Source organism: Weissella kandleri, from assembly GCF_001438705.1.
In the GTDB taxonomy this organism is placed as follows: domain Bacteria; phylum Bacillota; class Bacilli; order Lactobacillales; family Lactobacillaceae; genus Weissella; species Weissella kandleri.
Map to the genome: position 1 here is coordinate 34,593 of NZ_JQBP01000005.1, position 22,994 is coordinate 57,586.

A 22,994-nucleotide genomic window follows, 5' to 3' on the forward strand; every position below is an offset into this window, starting at 1 on the left:
CCAGGAATGGTAACAAAATTTATGGAGGTTAAGAAAATGAATAATATTAGTTTTCTTACGAAAGTATCACAAATTAAGGGAAAGCATAGTGAGGTGTGTGCTTCTCTAACTTCAATGTTGGTTGGCTTAGCATATCCATTAGCTGCACATGCTGAATTATTGGATTCAGCTAAAAATAGTGGTTCTAAGATCTACACTCTTTTTATGTCTTTTGCCCTAATTGTTGCAATGATCGCATTCTCGGTTGCCTGGATTAAACATGCAACTGGTAGCCGGAAAGGTGTACAAGAAGGTAATGAAGGAATCGTTAAAGCCAGTTTAACAATTGGTGGAGTTATGCTAACCGGTATGATATTTGGATGGCTTTATGCAACATTTACAGCAGCTGGTGGTGGATTAGGATTTGCCTGGCCATTCTAAAGTAAATAATAAGGAGTAAAGGATTATATGTTTGGGAAAAAATTTAGGAAGAAGCCCGCCATTACTGAGCCATATTATGTGGAAATTTTACCTGGTGAGTTAGATTTAAAGAACACACTCATAAAAGAAGCAATAGAATCAAGTGGTGAGTTAAAGGAACATTGGCCAAAAGCGACGCTAGATGAATTAAATCAATTCACACAATCTCTAAAGCAAAATTACGTGGTAGCATCTGGTCAAAAGATAGTATTGGAACAATTTCGTTTTATGATAAACGATGAAAATGATGGAACATATCCTGTTGGATTAACCTGGGAAAATCCAGTTATTGATTTGAATTTTGATAATTTTGTTGTTCAAACTGCTATGTCTACGTTTAATGATCGTGATACTCGTTTAAATGAACAGATTGAATATAGTGATATTAAGTCGGCAGTTAGTCAGTTAATTGATTATTCAATTAAACTTACCAAAATTGAACCAAAAGATTTACCTGTATTACCAACTAATGATCAATATAATAATGCTTTGAAAAATGATTCAGATTTACGTATTATTCCAGCAAAACTGATTCCTAAAACTACGAGGATTAATAATGATCCCCATGTTAAGGAGCGTAACAAGCCATTACCACCGGTCAATAAAACTTCAGAACGACAAGTAAAATATGTTGAAAATAGGCAAAAAGAGTCTGTAAGTAAGAGGCCTGAAGGGAAAATTGATAATGTCAATAGGAAACATAATATAAATAATAATACAAATTATGTTGAAAAAAATGTTGTAAATCATGATTCACAAGATAATATAACTCATCATGTTAATGATGGTATCGAAAATATTATTAATAATATTTTTGCAAAGATCAGCCTAAAGGCGCCACAATTTGATTCTTCAAATATTAAAACTAATGAATCTAAATCTACTGATAGCTCGTATGTAGAAGTGGAAATAACAAATAGAAAAAATGATGCAAATACATTTATGAATTCTATTGCATCAGAACTATTAGATGCAACAAAAAGTAAGGTATTAAGTGAAGAAGGTATACAGAAACTTTATCTAGATTATAAAAATAATGTATCAAAATTAACTAGTTCGAACTGGCAAGATCCAGTTTTGAATGAGATTAAAATCAAAATTGAAAATAAGTATAAAGAATTAATTCAAACTGAGTTAGATTCTTTACAAAAGAAATATAAACAAGCGCTTTCTGCCGAGAACAGACGACATGAGGATGAGTTAAGCAAAATTGAATCTGAAAAGAATGCCAATGAACGGAGCACTGAGAATAGATTAAATAATGCAAAGGTGTCTGAAATTGGACAAGAGTCAAATAATGCGTTGTCAATAATGCGTCAAAAAATTGATATTTCATTAAACAGTCTTGAAAAAAGTTTTGTTGATGAATTGGCAATTTATATTAATGCAAAGGCATATGAGTTAAATAAGGATAATTTAGAAACTCTGAATAATATATATGAAGAGCTTCAATCCCAATTAGAAGTCGACGAGGGTAAGTTATCTGAGGAATATGTCAAATCTCTTGCGGCAGAAACAAAATTAACTCAAGAACGCAATGCTCAAACGAATATAACTGAAATTCAAAATAAACTGTTGAATTTGCAAAAACAAAATACTTTGTTTGAACAAGCAGCAAATAAAGCAAAAGAAGAATTATCTGCAAAGAATCTTGAATTGCAAACTGTGAATTCAAGATTAGTTGCTACAAGTGAGGAAGCGGCACGTGCCAATGCTAGAGTAGCAGAGATTACTTCAGAGAAGAACCAAGCGTTTAATCAAACGATGATGGCCTCTGTGTTGACACAGCCAAAATCAAATGAAGTTGAAAAAACTAATTCAAGCTCATCTGGTTTTATTAAGGGAATATTAGTAAGTGTCTTGTTTTTTGTATTAGCTGGTGGAATTGCATTTACCGTATTTAAAGTGAATCAAGCAAATGTTCGAGCAGATCAAGCTACTGCGGCGGCAAATTCAACTCAGAAAAAATTGGAATCAAATAAAAGTATTAAGCAAACATCTGAATCAAAAGAAAGTAATGAAACACCTAAAACTGCTGATGATTCTAAAGCTGATAACTACTTTAAGGATCTTGATTTATCAATTGGAATGAATAGTTTGGTTACATACGACAATTATTATAAAAATATGAATCTAAAAACTAGTGAACGTGTACTTTCTGTTGGTAAATTACTGGTCGCAAATAATCGAATTTTAGATGCAATAAGCCTTGCAAAAGCAAATCTAGATCATAATCAAGAATTACTGCAATACATTGCTAGTCAAACTGGTAGCAGCTATTCAAATGCGTCAGAGTAAAGGGAGTATTATAAGATGGCTTTAAATATTGAACAAAAAAGTGCTTCTAATATCCAAAATATTAATAAACCAAGAAAAAAGAATTGGTTAATTTTAGTAATTGTATTATTCGCATTTATTGGTGGTGTTTTATTGAAAACTCATTTGGATAATCAAATGTTGCCGAAATTAGCCAGAGAATATCAAAGTCAAGAATTTAAGGGACCAGTAAAAATAAAATCAGAATCGAAGGTATATAGTTCTGGATCTAACATACCAAACGGCTATCAGTTGAAGAAATATCATAATTCATCTGGAAGATTGGATCATCGTGGTTATATTGCAGTGCCAAAACAAACAGGAGTAACTATTCCTATTAGATCAATGCAAATAAATGAAGGTTCTTCAAATGATAATCTTCAAAATAAAGCAATGAGTTATGGTGCTGTGACGGGAAAAGCTAATCAGGTTATGGGAGAAATGGGGAATTTTGGAGTCGAAGCTCACACATTTCCTGATGGCCGAACATTTTTTAGCCCGATGCAACATGGGATAGATGTTAATAAAAAGCCACTGGTCTACATTACAGATGGTAAAAAATTGTATATCTATCAGTTAAATGCGCAAAAAGATAGCTCAGGTAAAGATTCGATTGATCCATTAAAGAGCTATGACAATCCTACCAAAATTCCAGGAGAGCGTATTATTCATCAGATTCATGGCAATGTCATGAGTGATGAGGCAGCTGATGGGCTAGCAATGCTGACAATGTCTACTTGTGATGAACGTGATGAGCAAAAATTTAATTTAAGCCCTGTAAATCGAATTGTTATGACTGGATTGTTAGTTGAAACTAAACCATTTAATAGCGCAAATGAATCAGAAAAGTTATTGTTTCCACAACTTAACTAACAGCTTATTTTTAGGGATAGGGGTATGAATGAGAGGGATAAACATGTATTAGCTTTTGAAATTATTATGTTGTTTATATATGTAATTATTTTGATTTTTATGCTAACGCATAGTGATATTTAGATGTTAATTTACTTTGGAATAAAGAATAAAGGAATGAAATTATGAAAATTAAAAGTAGTATTTTATTAGTGCCAACAGTTTTAGGAGCAATGAATGTAGCTCCAATTGTGGGTCACGCCGATGATAAAGATATTGATAAAACAACCATGCAACAGGAACAAGGTCAAAGCATGAGCGACTTACAATCTAAATTGACCCAATCGATTCGCCCAAGTGCAACAACGGGGTCGACTTATACGGCAGATAAAGATACAAGCCATGCCAAAATTATTGGAACACCAGTATTGACAAGTGATACTGGACAAAAGGTAGGCTCGACTTATACTACAGACAATACAGCATTCGATTTAGGTATTGAATTCAATTATGAATTCAATAATTTAAAAGAGGGTGATACAATTATCATTCCTTATACAACCGATTTTCCTTCGGTTTCTACTGGGAATAATCATTTGTTTGCTCAAAATAATGTTACAAAGGGAGCGATTAAGGGAGCGGGATCTGATGACCGAGGAATGATTTTCAAAGTGGTGAAAGATGCTCCAGGGCAGTCAACAGGTACGATTAAGTTGGGCGCACGAATTGGAAATGCGCGAGCAGTCTTTCCGTTAAAGATGAATGCCGATGGCAACAGCATGTCTTATCAATCGATTCATCTTAAATATAACGGTAAGTTAGTGTCTACTGTGAATACGACTGCCAAAGATACAACAGGAAATATGTTTTATGCGAACGGCTATAAGACGTCTTCACCAGTAACTGGTGTTGGTAATCAAGTCGGAATTGGTAACTTGGTTGCTTATGATTCATATACGACAGGTAAGCATTTACCTACAACGCCAATGTATCAAACTGCTGAAGCCACAGTTAAGAATGATACGTTCATTGGAACTACCAATGGAACTTTCAATGTTTGGTTCTACGCATACAACAAAGAAGCCAATAAGGTATTCACAGTAGCTAATTTCTCCAATAATGGTAAAACTTATGCAGGAATCCATCGAGTAAGCGATGCATACAAGCAAGGAATTAAGTATTTAGATTTGCCAGCTGGATTAACATTAGACCAGGTAAAAGCTGAAGCAGCTAAATATACTGGTGTCGTTAACGCCAAGTCTATTTCTAAAGATGGTCATAAGTTGACGACAGTTCTTTATATTTCTAATCCGGCTAAATATGCTCCAAAATTGAAAGATACTCAATTGTATCAAGAGTTGGGTGCTACAAGTGGAGTTGATTTCTTTGAAAAAGCAGCTGGTATTAAGTACACAGGTGATGCCGCAACTAAAGTCAATGACATGATGGATAAATACGCCGGAAACGTTTCAGATTACATGTATGGGACATTGGCTAACGGTGCAATCGATCATGATGTCGATACCGTTACGTCAATCACTACCCCTGAAGGTACGACTACGGAAAGCAATACAACGCACATCAATTCGAGTTCAATGATGTCGCAAGGACAGTCACAAGTCCAAGCTCAGTATGTTGATAAGAATGGTAAGGATATTGCTGCTGCTGGCGATCCAGTCATTGGTTGGCCCAATGGTTCTAAAAATAACCCAACAGGAGCAAATAAAGCCACAGTGCAGTCTAAAGTTATCAAGGGTAATGTATTAACCAGTAAGCCAACTGGAGCTAAGACAACGGCCCCATACGCCGTGACAGCTGATTTTCCGGCCGAAGGACAGACGACACTTGAAAAGTATGTCTATACTCCAATTGCGAAGTTTGTGACAGATGAAGCGAGTGCTAAGGATAAGATGCCAGGATACGTAAACGACGATAAAGATGCGGCTAAGATTAAGCAATCTTATACAATTCCATATGTGAAGGGTAAGAAAGCCCAGGGCCCTGATGGTAAAGATTTGAAGCTGGTTAATGCCAATGATCGGACGAAGGGTTATGTGGCACCAGCTGTCAAGGACGCAACAAAAGACACTAAGATTTCTTATGTGGCTGATGAAGTTAAAATGACAGTCAATTATATTGATAAAGTTGAAGATAATAAAGTAGTAGCCACTGACGTAGAAAATGCGATTAATGGTGAAGCTTCTACTTACTCAACTGATAAAGAGATTAAGGCCTTAGCGGCTAAAGGATATGGACTGAATAAAGATAATTATCCAAAGGGACATATTCATAATGGAAATGAAACATTTACTGTTATTGTTGATCATACGTCAACTAAACACAGACCTGAGGATCCAAAGGGTATGGATCCTGATAAGTTAATCAAGAGCGTTACTGAGACCGTTAATTATTGGAAACAAACTTCAGATATTCAAAATAAGAATAATGATACTGCCTCAGCAGATAAGTCATCAGAGGATAAATCGGCTCAATCAACAGTAAGTGACGGTGTTTCAGGTAAAACCGATACTTCAGATGACAAGAAGCATGAAGGGCTAGAGAAGATTAAAGGTAAAGAATTTGATTCAAAAGTTCAACATGCCAATTTTACCAAAACAATTGTAACGGATAATGTTACTAATAAGGTTATTAATGAAACTGCATGGACTTCAAAGAACAATAATTTTAATGCGGTAGAGAGTCCAAAGTTAGATGGTTATACAGCTGATCAATTAAAAGTAGCTGAAGTTAAGGATGTTAAGCCGACTGATAAAAACATTGATAAAGATGTCATTTACAAAGCTGGTGAGCAAAAAGGTAAAGTAACATATATTGATGATAGTGAATCAGATGCTTCAAAGAAGATAATTAAAGAAGATGGTTTAACAGGTAAGAGTGACCAAAAGTTAGATTATTCAACTAAGGAATCAATCGACAAAATAGAAGCTGATGGTTACAAGTTGAAAGAAGATAAATTTCCAAAGGGCGGGGTAACTCTTGATCATGATGATAAGACTGATCAAAATTACGAAGTTCACTTTGATAAGACTGAGAAGGAGCTATCACACACTGGATCGACAAATATTGTTGGTCAGGTAATTAATAAGATTGTAAATATTTTCAAATAAAGTAGTTAAATAAAAGAAAAGGATGTGACTTTAGTACATCCTTTTTTCTGTTGTTACAAAAAAATCGAATAAAATGACAATAGCTTTGTTAAGGTTTATTCCTGATTAGGAAAAACATTAAATCTAGAAACAATGATTTGAATCACACAATATTGAAATAAAATAGATTGTTTTAATTATTATTGTTTAATATGGCACAATGTATTAGAAGGTAATGTCGGATTTAAACTTTGGACTTAGATTCCGTCGGTGAAAATGACTACTTCACAGAAAAATCGTTCGTAGTGAGTTGGACTTTGAATCCGTGCATGGAAAATTGAAATTCTGTGAAAACCTCAATAAATTATATAAGGAGATTGTATTAAATGCGTAAAGTTGTTGGAGTTGATGTGAGTAAAGCAAAATTAAATTTTTGTATTTTAAACGATACGTTTGAAATCGAAAGAGAAGGTGTTGTTGAAAATAACTTACTTGGATTCGAAAAATTAACTGCTTTATTAGAGTCTAGTAAAGTTGAAGTAGAGATAATTTTCGAACCTACTGGTGTGTACTCACAAAAGCTTCAATATTATTTACATCTGAACGATTTTAAATATGTGATAATTAATCCACTTTTGGCTAAAAAGGAAATGGATACTTTACGTAAAACTAAGAATGATAGATTAGACGCAAAGAAGCTTGCTATTGTGCAAGTAAAAAATAAATATGACTTTACTGTCATGAATAAATTAATATATTCTGAGTTACGTTATGCTCATCGTTACTATCAAGTTATAAGTCAAGATCATATAAATGCCAAAAATAGATTACATAGATCTTTACAGCTTACTTTTTCAGATGTTGAAAAACTGTATTCTAGTAACAAAACTGACGTATTCTACAATATAGTTAAAATAATTCCACACGCAGGTATAATCGCTGGGAAAAATACTGATGAAGTTTTCGCAATATTAGGTGGATTATTATCAAAAAGCAAAAAAAGTCATATTAAAAGAGTTAATCGATTAATTGAACTAGCGAATATTACAGCAGTTGCCGTACCTGTAGAGTCTGTTATGAATGATCAAGTTTCTCATTGGGCTAGTGAAGTACTTAGGTTACAATTACTAAAAGATAGAATTATTGAAGATATGGTAAAGAAAGCAGCTAAATTAGAAGAATTCGAAAAACTTTGTTCACTTCCAGGGTTTGCTGAAGTAAGTGTAGTTGGACTTATTGCAGAACTTGGCGATATTAGAAGGTTTAAAACTTCTCAAAAATTAAATGCATATGTCGGATTGGATATAAGTTTTTATGATTCTGGACAATTTAAATCTAAAGGCAGGATAACCAAAAGAGGTAATCCTATTGCGAGACGTATCCTATATTTAGATACTTTAAATATGATTAAAACAGCTAAAAGAACTCATGAAGATAATCCGGTAGCTAGATGGTATGAGCATAGATCGAAGAATGAATTAAATGGGAAAAAGAAAATTTTGATGGGCGCTACAGATAGGATGTTGAGACTCGTTCATAAATTAGTAACAACAGATGCTACTTATACGTATAGTAATGATTAAATAAAAATAGATAATCTATATTTAAAAAATCTCATTTTTAATGAGGTTTATTTAAGCGTACATAAAAATGTAAGTTAATTGAAAATGTCCCTTGACATGTAGCGGAAAAGTTTTATTAGCACAATTTGAAATTCAAAGGTTGAATTGGATTGGGAAAAAGGATGAAGTGTGAATATTGTCAGCAGCAGGTTGTGCCAGATTGGAATTTAGTAACATTTTTACTGAATGTTCCACAAAAACTCGAAATTCTATGCAACACTTGTTTAGGTCGTTTCAAAATGATCAGTAGTCGAACATGCCGGGGATGTGGACGACCAAATGATGGGCTTTGTTATGACTGCATTCGGTGGCAGCGGCAAGGACAGTCTTTGTTACATAACGATGCACTGTATGAATATAATACGATGATGCAGTGGTATTTTCAAAATTATAAATTGAAAGGCGGATATCATCTACGTCAGGTTTTTGCAGGAAATTTTACGGAGCATATTAAAAGTAAATTAGTGGACAATGCAAGCTGTTTGGTCCCAATTCCAGTCAGTGCAACCACTTTCAAGCAAAGAGGCTTTAATCATGTACAAGGTCTTTTGACAAATGACTGGGTGTTTAAGGATTGGTTAATGTGTACGAGAGAAAATAAGGTAACGCAAAGTTCTCTCAATCGATCACAACGGATGCAAGGCGCATCACCATTTCGACTGAATGTAACTCAAAATGCGATTGTGAATCAGCATATTGTGTTAATTGATGATATCTATACAACTGGTAGCACATTGTATTGGGCTGCCGAATTGTTTTATAGGTCTGGAGCATCTTCAGTGACTTCTATTACATTAGCGCGATAAAATAATAAAAAAATTATGAGAAAAGTTTCCGGCTTAAAGGAACTATGTTATAATAATATTACAGGAAAGATGTTAACGCTTACATATTTTCTGCATGAAGCGCTGTGATAGTGATTCATGAAAAAAGAGAATGGAGATTTACACTATGCTAGAATTTATCGTACGTGGTGAGAATATCGAAGTAACTGAGGCAATTAAAGATTACGTGGTTAAGCGTTTATCTCGTCTCGAGCGCTATTTGAGTGATGATAATAAGTATGTAGCGCATGTTAATGTCCGCTCGTATCAAGAACGAACATTTAAAATTGAGGTAACCATTCAATTACCATACTTGCTATTACGTGCTGAAGATACCCAAGATGATTTGTATCAAGCAATTGATTTTGTATCAGAAAAATTAGAGCGGCAAATCCGTAAGTATAAGACAAAAGTTAATCGTAAGTCACGTGAAAAGGGATATAAGGGCATTGCAACCTTTACGGACGACGTGGATGAAGGACCGGAACAAGAGTTTGAGGTAGTTCGGAAGAAGCATCTATCATTAAAGCCAATGGATGTAGAAGAGGCCATTTTACAAATGGACTTATTGGGACATTCCTTCTTTATTTTTGAAGATGCTGAGACTGAGAGCCCATCAATTGTTTATAAACGTAAAGATGGAAAGTATTCAGTCTTAGATACTGATATGTAACTAAAATATGATTAAGTTGATAGTAACATTGTTACTATCAGCTTTTTTGTTTAGAAAAATATCTCTTGACCGGTAGCGTAAAATTGATCATTTTTTAAACCGATTTATGTAACGAAAAAAGTAAATTTTTGAATAATTCTGCGATTAATATTGAGGAGGGGCAGAAAAATTTAGGTGATACAGGTATAATAATGATAAGAAGAGAGGTACGTAAAATGTATACAGAAAGAATTGCCAAGGTTCGTAAAAATTTACAAGTTTTTAAGACTGATGGAATGTTGATAGCTGATGGTGACAATCTTAAGTACTTAAGTGGGTTTAGTGGCGGAACTGGGGAAGGACTTCTGTTAATTGGACCCACACAAGCAGCTTTAATTACGGATAGTAGGTATGAAGTGGAATTGCGGGAACAATTAGAAACTGGGATTGATTTGTTGATTACGCGAGATTACTATGGGGTGGCAATGTTAGCTGCGCAGCGGTTTCAAATTAAGGACCTGGGCTTTGAGGATACAATGCCCTTTAGATATTTTGATATTTTAGATGAAACTTTTGAAGGCACTAGTGCTGATTCTGATATTATGCCAATTCCAGAATTGGTAGAATGGGTGCGTCAAGTTAAAGACGAAACAGAAATCGAGGCTTTACGCCACTCTAATCAAGTAGCAATTCAGGCTTTTCAACAGTTATTAAAAGAAGTGCATGTCGGAATGACGGAGCGCGAAGTGGCCAATCGGTTAGATCAAATTATTAAATCTTTGGGAGCGACGCAAGCATCTTTTGAGACAATTGTGGTTTCAGGAACTCGAGGGGCTTTGCCTCATGGTGAAGCTTCAGATAAGCCATTAGTGGCGGGTGAATTTATTACGATTGATTTTGGTTATTTTGTCGATGGGTATACTTCTGATATTACACGGACGTTTGTTTTAGGTTCGGCGACCAATGAAATGAAGTCGGCTTATGATTTGTTGCTAGCAGCTAAACGGGCGGCGGTGCAAAAAATGCGCCCAGGTGTTACGACGGGAGCTGTTGATCAAGCAGCCCGTGCGATAATTGAAAAGGCCGGCTATGGTACCAACTTTAACCATGCGACGGGGCACGGGATTGGTTTGGCAATTCATGAAGGTCCAGTCGCTTCGCAAGGCGGAGATGAGCGTTTGGAACCAGGAATGTTGTTGACCATCGAACCAGGCATCTATTTAGCTGATCAATTTGGGATTCGGGTTGAAGATGATGTGATTGTTACGAAAAATGGTTTTGAAAATTTGACGGCTGATTTAACTGATGAATTAGTGGTAGTCAACTAGAGGTAGCTAAAAAGATGGAATTTTTTACGGCAGATATGCATTTTTTTCATGCTGAGTTATTAAAAAGTGAACATTTTTCACCCCGTCCGTTTCAGGATTTAGCAAGCGAACATGCTGCTTTAATTGAGCGGTGGAATAATCGCGTCAAGCCAAGTGATACGGTCTATCATCTGGGAGATTTTGCTATGTTAAATGGAATTAAGCCCCCTAAGCATGCGTTTGAATTGGTTTTCCAAGTTTTAATGCAACTCAATGGGCATATTGTCTTAGTGAAAGGTAATCATGATTCACGAGATCTATTTAAATTTTTGATGCAACATAACCCTGATTTAGCCGATGGGAGAAGCAAATTTACCTTTTCTGATGTTGGGTTGATTGTGAAAGCCCATCATCATCAATTCTTTTTGACACATTATCCGTTAATTTTGGGACCATCCAAGAGTAGTATTAATTTGCATGGGCATATTCACCATGATCAAGTACCATTAGCCAGTAATTTAAATGTTGGGATTGACAGTGCTGATTTTGAGTATTTACCAGAAAGTCAGCGACCAGTTTGGGGCACACCATTGAACTTAGATGAAATTGATACATTAATTCAAAGTAAGCAGGCTGTTTTGACCAAAGTTTAAGGTGTTTAACAGAGGGGGGTAAAATGAGTGAAAAAATTGTTATATTACATACGAATGATTTGCATTCACATTTGGAGCGTTGGCCTAAAATAAGGCGCTTTTTAGTTAACCAACGCAAAAGCGCGTTACGTGAAGGGGTGACGACTTTAACGTTTGATATTGGGGATGCTTTGGATCGTGAACACGCTTTGACGGAAGCCAGTCAAGGACAAGCCAATGTCGCTTTAATGAATCAAATTGAGTATGATGGTGTGACGATTGGTAATAATGAAGGATTAGGACTGAATCATGAAGATTTAAATCGACTGTATGATGATGCGAATTTCCCCGTTTTATTAGGAAATATTACTGATACGCAAACTGGTGAAATACCATTATGGGCGCATTCCTATGAAATCATTACGACGCCAGAGGGGCATCATATTGGTGTGATTGGTCTAACGGCACCTTTTGAATTAACGTATCCTTTGATGGGGTGGACACCCGAGACGGCAGAATCAGCCTTGCGCCGTATTTTAGGTAAGTTAGCAGGTAAAACAGATTACAATATTTTGTTATCACATTTGGGCTTGCCGACTGATCGTTACTTAGCTGATCATTTTGAGGATTTAAATTTAATTTTGGGTGCACACACACATCATCATTTACCAAAGGGCGAATGGCGCAATCAGACTTTGTTAGCCGCCGCCGGGCGTTATGGCGAATATATTGGGCAAATCGGTTTGGAATTGAATCACGGCAAAATATTAGGATCTTGGGCGGAGACGGTGGCCACGGATACTTTGCCCGTATTACCAAAAGATGCGGCTGAAATTAGTGAATATCAGCAACAAGGGATTAATTATTTAAAAAAACAAAAGGTTGGGTATTTGGAGCAACCATATCAACGTGACGTTAAAGCTCCTCGGCGGTTAATTGACCTAGGCTTAGGGACGTTGATGGAACGAACCGATACGGACTTAGCCATGTTGTCGACGGGGATGTTTTTAACAGATTTACCAGCTGGTGAGATTGACCAAGAAATGTTACATACGATGTTGCCCCATGCCGTCCATGCGATGCGAACGCAGTTAAGCGGACGGGATGTCATTCGTTTAATGCAAGAAGTGCAAAAAAATCGGAATTACTTATTAGGCGGTCCGGTCCATGGAATGGGCTTTCGGGGTAAAAAATGGGGTGAAATTATCTGGTCAGGCTTAACTTTAACAGCAGATGGCAATGTCTTAGTGCATAATGAACCTATCAACTTAACTAAGAAATATACCATTGGAAGTTTGGATCATTATTCGTTTTTCCCATTTTTTCCTACTTTAGAAATCGCCGGTAATAACCAAATGTTTTACGATACCGTTTTTCGAGAGGATTTTGCACAATATATTAGAAATCATTTCCCAAATTAATTTAGTTTGAAGAGGAGCCATGTATGGATCGTGAAAGAATGAAAGAGCTGGTGAGCCAGCAAAAAGCTGAACGAATGGCCCAAACCCAATTAAAGGCTGGTCAGAAACCAGATGAAATTATGATTAATCAGCGGATGTACCGGTTAGTGGCCAATTATCGGGATGCGTATCAAGCGGATCAATTAAAGGCCCGTTTTAGTACATTTTTAGAAAAATATGATTTTTTGGTTGGCGATATTGCCGCGGACCAGTTGCGCCTCCGTGGATTTTACCAAGACGGTACGAATGGGGTGCCACGTAGTTTACAAATCGGCGCGCTTCAAGATTATTTATATGAAGATATTAATTTTGGTGCACCGTACTTTGTGTTAGAAAACCTAGAACCCCATGAAGTCGTTGAAGAACCAGAAGATATCCCTAAACGTCGAAATCGCCGGCATCACCGGAATCGGCATAACACGGCGGCCCATATTAGTGAAAAGGCCCATAAGGTGGCAGATCCTAAAAAGAAGCGGCCCATTAAAAAAGGATCTGGTAGTCAGGTGGTGACGAAAGGCAAGCGTAGTCAAAAACGCTTTGAAATTCATGAACGTAAAGTAGATGGAGATAAATAATGACAAAGTATCAAGAATATTTTATTGATTTAGATGGAACAATTTATCAAGGAACAAAAAGTTTTCCAAGTGGGAAGCGGTTTATTGAACGCCTTCAAGCGACTGGTCAGAAATTTATGTTTGTGACGAATAATTCAACGAAGACCCCTGAGGATGTCGTGAAAAATTTAGCTGAAGGGCACGATATTCATGTAGATGTTAGCCAAGTTTATACTTCAGCAATGGCGACTGCTGATTATATTAAACGCGCTTTGCCATCGGCACAAAAAATTTTGACGGTTGGAGAACAGGGGTTAGACGCTGCGTTACAAAAACTCGGGTTTCAGATTGTGACGCAAGGTGATGCCGATGTGGTGGTGGTTGGCTTAGACCGGCAGGTTCAATATGATGACCTCATGAACGCGACTTTAGCAATTCAGCATGGGGCTGAGTTTGTGGTCACAAATATAGATACGAATTTACCTAGTGAAAAAGGTTTTATCCCCGGGGCAGGTGCAGTGGTAGCCGCGGTTCAAACCGCGGTTCAAAAAATGCCACACGTAGTTGGAAAACCTTACCCAACGATTATGGAAGGTGCGTTGCAACGCGCTGACTTGACGTCAGATCAGGTTTTAATGGTGGGAGATAACTACCAAACTGATATTAAGGCTGGAATCGGTGTGAAGATGGATACACTTTTGGTGTATACAGGTGTCTCAACCCCACAACAGGTTCAACAAGAAACCATCCAACCAACTTATACGATTAATTCATTGGATGAGTGGGAAGTCTAGTCTTGGTATGAAAGCTTTGATATTAACTTAATGATTTAGCAGTTCAGCAAGTTTAAACATTAAGAATAATCCATGGAATCAGCAGAGATGTTGGTTCCTTTTTTGTTGGGTGAATTATTTTAATAACGCTGGGTGGAGCGTTTTGGTTATATTACAAATTTCTTTACAAGTCTGTTATAGTATGTGGACGGAAAACATAGGATAATGAACATAGCAAATGATGCATTTAAGGAGAAAAAGGATGAAGCAGAAATGGCTATGGAGTCTGATTGCTATATTGGGAGCGGTGGCTTTAACCGGCGCTTATTTGACCAAAGATAAACAACAGACCATCAATTTAAATGCGGTGGGATCAACGGCATTACAACCAATGGTCGAAGCGGCCGGCGAAAGTTTTCAACGTGATACCCCCGGAGCTTATGTAAATGTGCAAGGTGGTGGCTCAGGAACCGGTCTTGCTCAAGTTCAATCAGGGGCTGTGGATATGGGAATGGCAGACATGTTTGCTGAAGAAAAAAAGGGGATTCAAGCACAAAAATTAACTGACCATAAGGTGGCGGTAATTGGGATTGCGCCTATTTTGAATCCTAACGTTGGGGTGAAAAACCTGACAACGCAACAATTAGTCGATATTTTCACGAAAAAAATTACGAATTGGCAGCAAGTTGGGGGAGCCAACCAAGCGATTGTTTTGGTTAATCGCGTGAATGGTTCAGGAACACGAGCTACTTTTGAAAAATATGGCTTAGATGGTCATTTTTCAGCGGAAGGCCAAGAGCAAGATTCATCAGGAACCGCGCGTTCCATTGTATCTTCTACACCAGGGGCGATTTCGTACGTTGCCTTTTCTTATTTGGATGATAAACAGGTCTTAGTGCCAAAAGTAAACGGCGTGCAAGCAACCGATCAAAATGTGATGAATGGATCTTACCCAATTTGGGCGTATGAACATATTTATACGAAGGGGACTGAGAGCTCGGTTTTGCAAAAATTCTTGCGCTATCTGGATTCAGATGAGGTGCAAAGAAAGCTAGTGCCTCAACTTGGTTATATTTCACCACATGATATGCAAGTCCAACGTGATGTTGACGGACGGACGACGCCAGTTAAATAAAGAGGAAAATGAAATGGACGAAATACAAGAAGCGTTGACAAAAACAAGTAAAGCGACCAAAAAGGATCGTTTTGGACGAAGTGTTTCATTATTAGCATTAATTTTAATTTTAGCGGTCGTAATATCAATCTTTTGGTTTGTCGCCTCTAAAGGATTAGCGACATTCTTTAAAAATCACGTGAGCTTATGGAGCTTTTTAACGGGGACGAAATGGGCCCCTGGACAAGTTGATGCTCACGGAAAGCCCTTGGTGGGAGCAGCACCGATGATTGTGGGTTCTTTCTTAGTAACCTTTCTATCAGCCTTAATTGCGACCCCCTTTGCGGTGGGAACGGCTGTCTTTATGACTGAAATTTCACCGAAGCGGGGAGCTAAAATCTTACAGCCGGTGACAGAATTATTGGTCGGAATTCCTTCGGTGGTTTACGGATTCGTTGGATTGACGGTGGTTGTTCCAGCGATGCGGCATTTATTTGGTGGCTCAGGATTTGGGGTGCTGGCTGGATCGATGGTTTTGTTTGTGATGATCTTACCCACGGTGACATCGATGACCGTTGATACTTTGCGAGCGGTACCGAAACGTTATCGTGAGGCTGCGCTAGCTTTAGGAGCAACACGCTGGCAGATGATCTATAAAGTGATTTTGCGGGCCGCAACCCCGGGGATTTTGACAGCGATTGTTTTTGGAATGGCCCGGGCGTTTGGGGAAGCGTTAGCGGTCCAAATGGTGGTGGGAAATGCAGCCTTGATGCCACATAATTTAATGTCACCATCCGCAACTTTAACGTCTATTTTGACACAAGGGATTGGAAACACCGTGATGGGATCATTAGAGAATAATGCCTTATGGTCATTAGCTTTGATCTTGTTGTTGATGTCTTTGGTCTTCAATCTTGTGATTCGCGCTATTGGTAAGAAGGGAGCGATGTAATTATGAATGCTAAACAGGTTGATAAAATCGCAACGGGAATTTTATATACAATTGCCGGCTTTGTGATTTTAGTTTTACTTGCCTTGTTGGGTTATATCTTAGTGCAAGGAGTTCCAAACTTATCATGGCATTTCCTAACAGCGCCTGCTGAAGCTTTTTCAGCAGGTGGTGGGATCGGTATTCAACTTTTTAATTCATTTTATTTGTTAATTTTAACCATGGTAATTTCTTTTCCCATCGCTTTGGGGGCGGGAATTTATTTAAATGAATATGCCAACCAGAAGTCAAAAGTTATTGAAGTTATCCGGACGATGATTGAAATTTTGTCTTCATTACCGTCTGTGGTAGTGGGATTATTTGGGTTCTTATTGTTTGTCGTACAATTGAAATTGGGCTTTTCGTTGTTATCTGGAGCGATAGCGTTAACATTTTTCAACCTGCCTTTGCTAACGCGTTCGGTTGAAGAATCATTGCGTACGATTCCAAACTTGCAACGAGAAGCTGGTTCTGCGCTAGGCTTATCACGTTTTGAAACGATTGGGCACGTAATTTTGCCAGCGGCCTTACCATCAATTATGACGGGGGTCGTATTGTCAGCCGGACGGGTCTTTGGAGAAGCGGCGGCCTTAATTTATACGGCAGGTCAATCGGCACCAGCTTTGAATTTTGCCGATTGGAATCCGTTTAATGCGACATCCCCTCTGAATGTGATGCGGCCGGCTGAGACGCTCGCTGTCCATATTTGGAAAATTAATTCAGAAGGAATTATGCCGGATGCAGCTGCAGTTTCAGCCGGAGCATCAGCGGTCTTAGTGATTGCAGTGTTATTGTTTAATTTCTGCGCACGTTACTTTAGTAAGGTGTTGTACCGGCAGTTAACGTCAAGTAAATAAGGAGAGGTTTCGATGGTTGAGCCAAATCAATTAGTGTTTACGGATGAAATGCCGGATCACTATATCATGGATATTAATGAAGATAAGCATGAAGTAGCGTTGTCAGCTCAAGACGTGGAAGTCTATTACGGAGCAAAACAAGCGCTCCAAAAAACGAATTTAAAATTTGAGCGGTATAAAATTACATCTTTGATTGGGGCGTCTGGTTCAGGAAAATCAACCTTTTTGCGGTCCCTGAATCGGATGAACGATGATGTTGGAACGGTTAAGGGTAAAATTATGTATCGAAATCTAGATATTAACTCATCTGATATTGACGTTTATGAAATGCGTCGGCATATCGGAATGGTTTTTCAACGCCCTAATCCATTTGCTAAATCAATTGAAGATAATATTACTTTTGCCTTAAAACAACATGGCATTCGCGATAAGGATGAATTGGCCAAACGTGTGGAAACTAGTTTGAAGCAAGCGGCTTTATGGGACGAAGTTAAAGATACGTTGCATAAATCAGCGTTATCATTATCCGGGGGACAGCAGCAAAGATTGGTGATTGCGCGGGCGATTGCCTTACATCCTGATATTTTGTTATTGGACGAGCCAGCATCGGCGTTAGATCCAATTTCTTCGGCAAAGATTGAAGATACTTTACTTGAATTGAAAGAAAAGTACACAATTATTATTGTGACGCATAATATGCAACAAGCAGCGCGCGTGTCGGATTATACGGCGTTCTTCCACATGGGTGAAGTTTTAGAATATGATTTGACACGTAAGATTTTTACGCGACCAAAAGTACAGCGCACGATTGATTACGTCAATGGTAATTTCGGTTAGGAGCAAGACAATGGCAGAAAAAATATTGGTCACTGAAAATGTGCGGCTATATTATGGGGAAAAAGAGGCCTTACATGGGATTAATTTGGATTACCGAAAGTACGGAATTACGGCTTTAATTGGTCCCTCCGGTTCAGGTAAATCAACATATTTGCGCGCCTTAAATCGTATGCATGATTTAACGGATTACGTGACGGTGACGGGAACCTTCTTGTTAAATGGTGAGGATATTTACGCTCCTAATATGGATACGGTTCAATTACGTAAGCAGATTGGCATGGTCTTTCAACAACCAATGCCGTTCCCATTTTCAATTTATGATAATGTAGCCTTTGGGTTACGAACCGATGGGGTTAAAGATAAAGCAATTTTAGATGAAAAGGTGGAAAGTTCGTTAAAGGCTGCCGCCATTTGGGATGAAGTTAAAGATGATTTGCACAAGTCGGCCCTATCTTTATCGGGTGGACAACAACAACGAATTTCAATTGCGCGCGCTTTGGCAACTTCACCAGAAATATTATTATTAGATGAACCAACTTCAGCTTTAGATCCCGTTTCGGCGAATTTGGTGGAAAATACATTAATTCAATTACGCGAACAATATACGATGATTATTGTGACCCACTCGATGTCACAAGCGTCACGTATTTCGGATCGGACGGCGTTTTTCAATCAAGGTAAATTAATTGAAGTTAACGATACGAAGAAGATGTTTTTGAATCCTGATCAGCAAATGACACAAGATTATATTTCAGGCCGTTTTGGCTAATAAAAGACATGGAGGACGGACAATGCGACGCTTATTTGATGAAGAATTAGCAGATTTAGATACTTCTTTTAAAGAGATGGGGTTATTAGTTTCAGAAACCATTCAACGGTCAGTGCAAGCTTTTTTGGATCATGATCGCGCGACGGCTCAAGAGATTATTGACAGTGATCAAGCTATTAACCAACGCGAGATCGCTTTAGAGAAGAAAAGCTTTGAAATGATTGCTTTATATCAACCCGTGACAACCGATTTACGTGAAATTGTGACAATTTTGAAGGCTGTTTCTGTGATTGAACGAATCGGAGATAATGCCCGTAATATTGCTATTTCCACGATTCACGTGAAAGGGAATCGGCGGGTGGCTGATATTGAGGAAAAGATTGGAAATACCGGACAAATCGTTTCTAAGATGGTCGCTGACGTATTGACTTACTATATTAGTGATGACGCGCAAGGAGCAGCCTCAATGAGTGAGACGGCACATCAAGTGGCCTTGGCCACTCAAAATATTCGGGATGCTTCAATTGAAGCGATGAAGGCGGACGCTGAAAACGTCGAGGCGGCGACTGATTATCTGGTAATTGGTGGTTACTTGAAACGGACTTCTGATTATGTTACTGATATTGCTGAATGGGTAATTTATAAGCGAACGGGAAAAATCGTCGAATTAAATCCAGGAACGTCAAGCTTTATCTAAAGTTAAAAAATTAGACCAGATGGAAGTGAAGCACTTAGAAAGTGGTATATTTTTTGAATGCTTAATTTTCTATTTGGGCTTTTTTATTTTGCGAGCTATTTTTAATATAACCGTTTTAAAACGAAAGTGGTATGATATAAAAATGAATTTTTAAGAGGATTATCGGAGGAATATGATGAATGAACAATGGATCTTACATGGCTTACAGCTAGTACTAGTCATGGGAATGTTGGCAATGGGGTGGTTGTATACCCGACATTTACGCGCTAATAATTTAAATTGGCTGACCGGGGGGTGGAAAGGTTTCTTGATTGGTTTTGTAACCGATTTTGGTGACACGATTGGTGTGGGAAGTTTTGCGACCACCACGGCAGCCTTTAAAATGACGAATTACTTAGATGACGATCGGGACTTACCCGGGACGATTAACGCAGTGCATGCCATTCCAACGATGGTCGAGGCCATCTTTTTTTTGACGGCGGTACAAATTGATTGGCCAACTTTTATTGTGATGACGATTGCCTCAATTTTGGGGGCATTAATTGGTCCACGGTTAACCGCACATTGGGACGCTCAAAAAATCCGGCGCGCCTTAGCTTATATGTTAGTGTTAGCAGCGTTGGTGATGATTTATAATATCTTTTTCTTGCCCGATCCATCCGTTGCAAAACATGCATTGGTTGGTTGGCAATTATGGGTTGGAGCCTTATTTAATTTCACTTTGGGAATTTTGATGACTTTAGGTTTGGGAAATTATACACCCGAATTAATTTTCTTTTCATTGATGGGGATGAGTCCCTTGGTGGCTTTCCCAGTGATGATGGTTAACTCGGCCGCCGTGATGTCAACGGCCGCTTTAGGTTTTGTGAAAACTCATCGGCTTCAATGGCGCGGCTTAGGAAGCATTATCTTAGGTGGAATTGTTGGAGTTGTTTTGGCCGCCACTTTGGTGAAAAATATCGACATGACCATCTTGCGCTATGGAATTGTGATTTTGTCACTTTGGACGGCGTATGGTTTGTTTAAAGAAACACGGAATGTTGCTAAGGCAGCAGCAGCGTTGCAGGATGAAATTGGTGAATAATGAATGCATTTGGAAACTACGACTTCGGCAGAGCGGTTGTAGTTTTTTATTAGGCACAAAACTTAAAGAGAGCATCAACGCGATCATTCTGGATTTTTAGTTCAAAAGTGTTTCTTAATATTGTATAAAGGAAGTTCATATCTATATAAGCATTGCGTGAATTTACCGAAGGATCCTGTAAAAATGATACATTTAATATATGATAATTTGATAAATAAGGAGTTTGAGCGTGGGCAAAGCACGTTTCAGTGAAAACAGATGACACAAATTGGACATATTGTAATTGGCCTAATTGTGGTCGTGGCCGTCGTATATTTGCTAATTTTTATACTTCAACGTTGGACTGCACATCAGGTGGCAAAAATGGCGATTCAACAACAAGAATGGCAAGATGCTGGGACACGAGATCGAATTGTTGAAGATCGCAAAATGAGCTTAATGGGGCAAACTTTAGCTGATTTTAAAACATTAGAGGCCCAGTTTAATCAATTTGAAGAAGTTGATTTGGGGGCTGCCAAAGAACAGACCGACAAAGTTTTATTTGATACCAAAGGCATTAATTTTTGGGAAACCAAGCGGCAATTTAAACATTTGCAGCAACAGATGGCCGTTTTGGATGAACAATTTGAGCACATTAATGCTGGTTTGCAGAAATTGGAAACAACGGATGCGGAACATAAAGCGGCTGTAAAAGAATTAGAGAGCAAATATAAAGATTTACGCAAGACCTTATTGGCTAAGAATTTTACCTTTGGTGAGGCCTTGGATAAGTTGGAAGATGTGTTGGCTGCTTTGGAAGATGAATTTGCCGACTTTACGAAGTTAACTGAAGATGGTGATCATGCAGCGGCCTCGTCGGTCTATGAAACGCTGGCAATGGAAACTAATCAGTTGGAAGAGCGGATGGTCGCGATTCCTGAATTAGTGCAAAAGTTGGACCAGAAGATTCCGGCTCAACAAAGTGAATTACAAAATACGTATGACAACATGGTAATCCACGGTTATAATCTGCAAGATCAAGATATCCAAAAAGAATTGAATCAAATTGAGACAGACCGACAAACAGCTAAAGCAGCGTTGGCCGAATTAACTTTGAAAACGGTGCAAAGTAAATTGACAGGGATGCAGGCTCAAATTGATCAAATATATGCGAGCTTTGAACAAGAATATAATGCATCATTAGATGTTCAAAAAGGTTTAGAAACCTTACAAGCGTTCTTGGGGCATGTTCAAGAGCAAAATCAAGAATTAAGCACGATGGTCAGTCAATATAGTGAGAATTATATTTTTGATATGAGTAATGCCGAAGCTGTTCAGGGCTGGGGCCGTAAACTCTTAACCATTGAAAAGCAGCTGGATGATATTCAATTGTCTATTGCTAATCAAACGATTGTTTATTCAAAGACGCAAGGTCATTTGCAAATGATAGAGAATGAATTAAAAACGATCGAAGCGGACCAGCTACACTTGTTTGACAATTTGAAAATCTTACCAGAGATTGGGCGCAAAGCAAAAGAAAATTTGGAACAGGCACAAGAAGAATTACGTACGATTCATCGGCGGGTTGAACGGCAAGGTTTGCCGGGAGTCCCATCAAATTATTTGAACTTTTTTGATCAAGTAGTGAGTCGAGTAGAAAAGTTAAGCGATGTCATCAATGCTCCACGAATTAACGTTGATGAATTCCAACGCCAGATGAGTGTAGTTTCTGCTGATTTGGATAATTTAAAAGAGATGACGAAGCAAATGTTAGAAGCGGCTCAATTAACGGGATCCTTGGTGCGTAAAGCTAATCAATACCGGGATAATGCCGCGATTGGACAGGCCGTGCAACAAGCCCAAAGAGAATATAATCAATTCTATAATTTTGATCAAGCCGTCCAAATTTTGGGGCAACAATTAGACCGTTTAGAGCCGGGAACAACCGCTCGATTGCAACAACAAATTCAGCAAGATTATCTGGAATTTTCCTAGATTGAGAGTTGGAACCGGCTCAATTATATGCTAGAATGAAGAAGTCGGGAATTAGTAGTTAACTTCGTTGGAAAAGCCAGAAATATGACGGTCGCTGGAAGTCATACCAATAAGTT

Annotated in this window: 20 protein-coding genes; all 20 read left to right on the plus strand. The window is 38.1% G+C overall.

Annotated features, from left to right (window positions below; translation table 11 throughout):
• Nucleotides 1-420, plus strand: a 420-nt coding sequence (locus tag IV73_RS05240; RefSeq protein WP_236697738.1) for a hypothetical protein, incomplete at its 5' end; no start/stop codon positions are given.
• A 27-nt stretch (nt 421-447) separates the two neighbouring features.
• A complete protein-coding gene (locus IV73_RS05245; RefSeq protein ID WP_057755888.1) occupies nt 448-2,757 on the plus strand; it encodes a hypothetical protein in 2,310 nt (769 codons plus the stop codon).
• 15 nt (nt 2,758-2,772) lie between these two features.
• On the plus strand, nt 2,773-3,648 hold the full coding sequence (locus tag IV73_RS05250) for a sortase domain-containing protein (RefSeq protein ID WP_057755892.1): 876 nt from the start codon (nt 2,773-2,775) through the stop codon (nt 3,646-3,648).
• A gap of 164 nt (nt 3,649-3,812) precedes the next feature.
• On the plus strand, nt 3,813-6,755 hold the full coding sequence (locus tag IV73_RS05255; RefSeq protein ID WP_057755894.1) for a mucin-binding protein: 2,943 nt from the start codon (nt 3,813-3,815) through the stop codon (nt 6,753-6,755).
• 365 nt (nt 6,756-7,120) lie between these two features.
• Nucleotides 7,121-8,317 (plus strand): IS110 family RNA-guided transposase, encoded by a 1,197-nt coding sequence (locus tag IV73_RS05260; protein WP_057755896.1) that lies wholly within the window; start codon nt 7,121-7,123, stop codon nt 8,315-8,317.
• Nucleotides 8,318-8,478: 161 nt separating this feature from the next.
• The gene (locus IV73_RS05265; protein ID WP_057755898.1) at nt 8,479-9,162 is read left to right on the plus strand and encodes a ComF family protein; all 684 of its coding nucleotides are present in this window, start codon (nt 8,479-8,481) and stop codon (nt 9,160-9,162) included.
• 145 nt (nt 9,163-9,307) lie between these two features.
• Entirely contained in the window at nt 9,308-9,853 is a 546-nt protein-coding gene (hpf, locus tag IV73_RS05270) for a ribosome hibernation-promoting factor, HPF/YfiA family (RefSeq protein ID WP_057755900.1), read from the plus strand.
• 215 nt (nt 9,854-10,068) lie between these two features.
• Entirely contained in the window at nt 10,069-11,160 is a 1,092-nt protein-coding gene (locus IV73_RS05275) for a M24 family metallopeptidase (RefSeq protein ID WP_057755903.1), read from the plus strand.
• 14 nt (nt 11,161-11,174) lie between these two features.
• The gene (locus IV73_RS05280; RefSeq protein ID WP_057755906.1) at nt 11,175-11,792 is read left to right on the plus strand and encodes a metallophosphoesterase; all 618 of its coding nucleotides are present in this window, start codon (nt 11,175-11,177) and stop codon (nt 11,790-11,792) included.
• Nucleotides 11,793-11,815: 23 nt separating this feature from the next.
• Nucleotides 11,816-13,192, plus strand: a complete 1,377-nt coding sequence (locus tag IV73_RS05285; RefSeq protein ID WP_057755909.1) for a bifunctional metallophosphatase/5'-nucleotidase — start codon at nt 11,816-11,818, stop codon at nt 13,190-13,192.
• Between the two features lie 23 nt (nt 13,193-13,215).
• Complete coding sequence (locus tag IV73_RS05290) at nt 13,216-13,806, plus strand: YutD family protein (RefSeq protein WP_057755911.1); 591 nt, start codon at nt 13,216-13,218, stop codon at nt 13,804-13,806.
• Nucleotides 13,806-14,579, plus strand: coding sequence for a TIGR01457 family HAD-type hydrolase (locus IV73_RS05295; RefSeq protein WP_057755914.1), 774 nt, complete (start codon nt 13,806-13,808; stop codon nt 14,577-14,579). Before IV73_RS05290 ends, IV73_RS05295 begins: the two co-directional genes overlap by 1 nt.
• A gap of 241 nt (nt 14,580-14,820) precedes the next feature.
• A complete protein-coding gene (locus IV73_RS05300) occupies nt 14,821-15,693 on the plus strand; it encodes a phosphate ABC transporter substrate-binding protein PstS family protein (RefSeq protein WP_057755916.1) in 873 nt (290 codons plus the stop codon).
• 13 nt (nt 15,694-15,706) lie between these two features.
• Nucleotides 15,707-16,624, plus strand: a complete 918-nt coding sequence (gene pstC / locus IV73_RS05305) for a phosphate ABC transporter permease subunit PstC (RefSeq protein WP_057755919.1) — start codon at nt 15,707-15,709, stop codon at nt 16,622-16,624.
• 2 nt (nt 16,625-16,626) lie between these two features.
• Nucleotides 16,627-17,517 (plus strand): phosphate ABC transporter permease PstA, encoded by an 891-nt coding sequence (gene pstA / locus IV73_RS05310; RefSeq protein ID WP_057755921.1) that lies wholly within the window; start codon nt 16,627-16,629, stop codon nt 17,515-17,517.
• Nucleotides 17,518-17,583: 66 nt separating this feature from the next.
• Nucleotides 17,584-18,354 carry a phosphate ABC transporter ATP-binding protein PstB gene (pstB, locus tag IV73_RS05315; protein ID WP_420806363.1) on the plus strand — a complete coding sequence of 257 codons (771 nt, stop codon included), beginning with the start codon at nt 17,584-17,586 and terminating at the stop codon, nt 18,352-18,354.
• Between the two features lie 10 nt (nt 18,355-18,364).
• Nucleotides 18,365-19,123, plus strand: a complete 759-nt coding sequence (gene pstB, locus IV73_RS05320) for a phosphate ABC transporter ATP-binding protein PstB (RefSeq protein WP_057755925.1) — start codon at nt 18,365-18,367, stop codon at nt 19,121-19,123.
• Between the two features lie 22 nt (nt 19,124-19,145).
• Nucleotides 19,146-19,820 carry a phosphate signaling complex protein PhoU gene (gene phoU / locus IV73_RS05325; protein WP_057755927.1) on the plus strand — a complete coding sequence of 225 codons (675 nt, stop codon included), beginning with the start codon at nt 19,146-19,148 and terminating at the stop codon, nt 19,818-19,820.
• A gap of 175 nt (nt 19,821-19,995) precedes the next feature.
• Nucleotides 19,996-20,904, plus strand: a complete 909-nt coding sequence (locus IV73_RS05330; RefSeq protein ID WP_057755930.1) for a sulfite exporter TauE/SafE family protein — start codon at nt 19,996-19,998, stop codon at nt 20,902-20,904.
• Nucleotides 20,905-21,162: 258 nt separating this feature from the next.
• A complete protein-coding gene (locus tag IV73_RS05335; protein WP_057755932.1) occupies nt 21,163-22,878 on the plus strand; it encodes a septation ring formation regulator EzrA in 1,716 nt (571 codons plus the stop codon).
• Nucleotides 22,879-22,994: the final 116 nt, after the last annotated feature.

What these genes read in the sequence shown, in the direction of transcription:
- IV73_RS05255 (WP_057755894.1), top strand. Translation starts at nt 3,813, where the DNA reads ATGAAAATTAAAAGTAGTATTTTATTAGTGCCAACAGTTTTAGGAGCA.
- hpf (WP_057755900.1), top strand. Translation starts at nt 9,308, where the DNA reads ATGCTAGAATTTATCGTACGTGGTGAGAATATCGAAGTAACTGAGGCA.
- pstA (WP_057755921.1), top strand. Translation starts at nt 16,627, where the DNA reads ATGAATGCTAAACAGGTTGATAAAATCGCAACGGGAATTTTATATACA.
- IV73_RS05300 (WP_057755916.1), top strand. Translation starts at nt 14,821, where the DNA reads ATGAAGCAGAAATGGCTATGGAGTCTGATTGCTATATTGGGAGCGGTG.
- pstC (WP_057755919.1), top strand. Translation starts at nt 15,707, where the DNA reads ATGGACGAAATACAAGAAGCGTTGACAAAAACAAGTAAAGCGACCAAA.
- IV73_RS05280 (WP_057755906.1), top strand. Translation starts at nt 11,175, where the DNA reads ATGGAATTTTTTACGGCAGATATGCATTTTTTTCATGCTGAGTTATTA.
- IV73_RS05335 (WP_057755932.1), top strand. Translation starts at nt 21,163, where the DNA reads ATGACACAAATTGGACATATTGTAATTGGCCTAATTGTGGTCGTGGCC.
- pstB (WP_057755925.1), top strand. Translation starts at nt 18,365, where the DNA reads ATGGCAGAAAAAATATTGGTCACTGAAAATGTGCGGCTATATTATGGG.
- IV73_RS05260 (WP_057755896.1), top strand. Translation starts at nt 7,121, where the DNA reads ATGCGTAAAGTTGTTGGAGTTGATGTGAGTAAAGCAAAATTAAATTTT.
- IV73_RS05295 (WP_057755914.1), top strand. Translation starts at nt 13,806, where the DNA reads ATGACAAAGTATCAAGAATATTTTATTGATTTAGATGGAACAATTTAT.
- IV73_RS05290 (WP_057755911.1), top strand. Translation starts at nt 13,216, where the DNA reads ATGGATCGTGAAAGAATGAAAGAGCTGGTGAGCCAGCAAAAAGCTGAA.
- IV73_RS05285 (WP_057755909.1), top strand. Translation starts at nt 11,816, where the DNA reads ATGAGTGAAAAAATTGTTATATTACATACGAATGATTTGCATTCACAT.
- IV73_RS05245 (WP_057755888.1), top strand. Translation starts at nt 448, where the DNA reads ATGTTTGGGAAAAAATTTAGGAAGAAGCCCGCCATTACTGAGCCATAT.
- IV73_RS05275 (WP_057755903.1), top strand. Translation starts at nt 10,069, where the DNA reads ATGTATACAGAAAGAATTGCCAAGGTTCGTAAAAATTTACAAGTTTTT.
- IV73_RS05330 (WP_057755930.1), top strand. Translation starts at nt 19,996, where the DNA reads ATGAATGAACAATGGATCTTACATGGCTTACAGCTAGTACTAGTCATG.
- IV73_RS05265 (WP_057755898.1), top strand. Translation starts at nt 8,479, where the DNA reads ATGAAGTGTGAATATTGTCAGCAGCAGGTTGTGCCAGATTGGAATTTA.
- phoU (WP_057755927.1), top strand. Translation starts at nt 19,146, where the DNA reads ATGCGACGCTTATTTGATGAAGAATTAGCAGATTTAGATACTTCTTTT.
- IV73_RS05250 (WP_057755892.1), top strand. Translation starts at nt 2,773, where the DNA reads ATGGCTTTAAATATTGAACAAAAAAGTGCTTCTAATATCCAAAATATT.
- pstB (WP_420806363.1), top strand. Translation starts at nt 17,584, where the DNA reads ATGGATATTAATGAAGATAAGCATGAAGTAGCGTTGTCAGCTCAAGAC.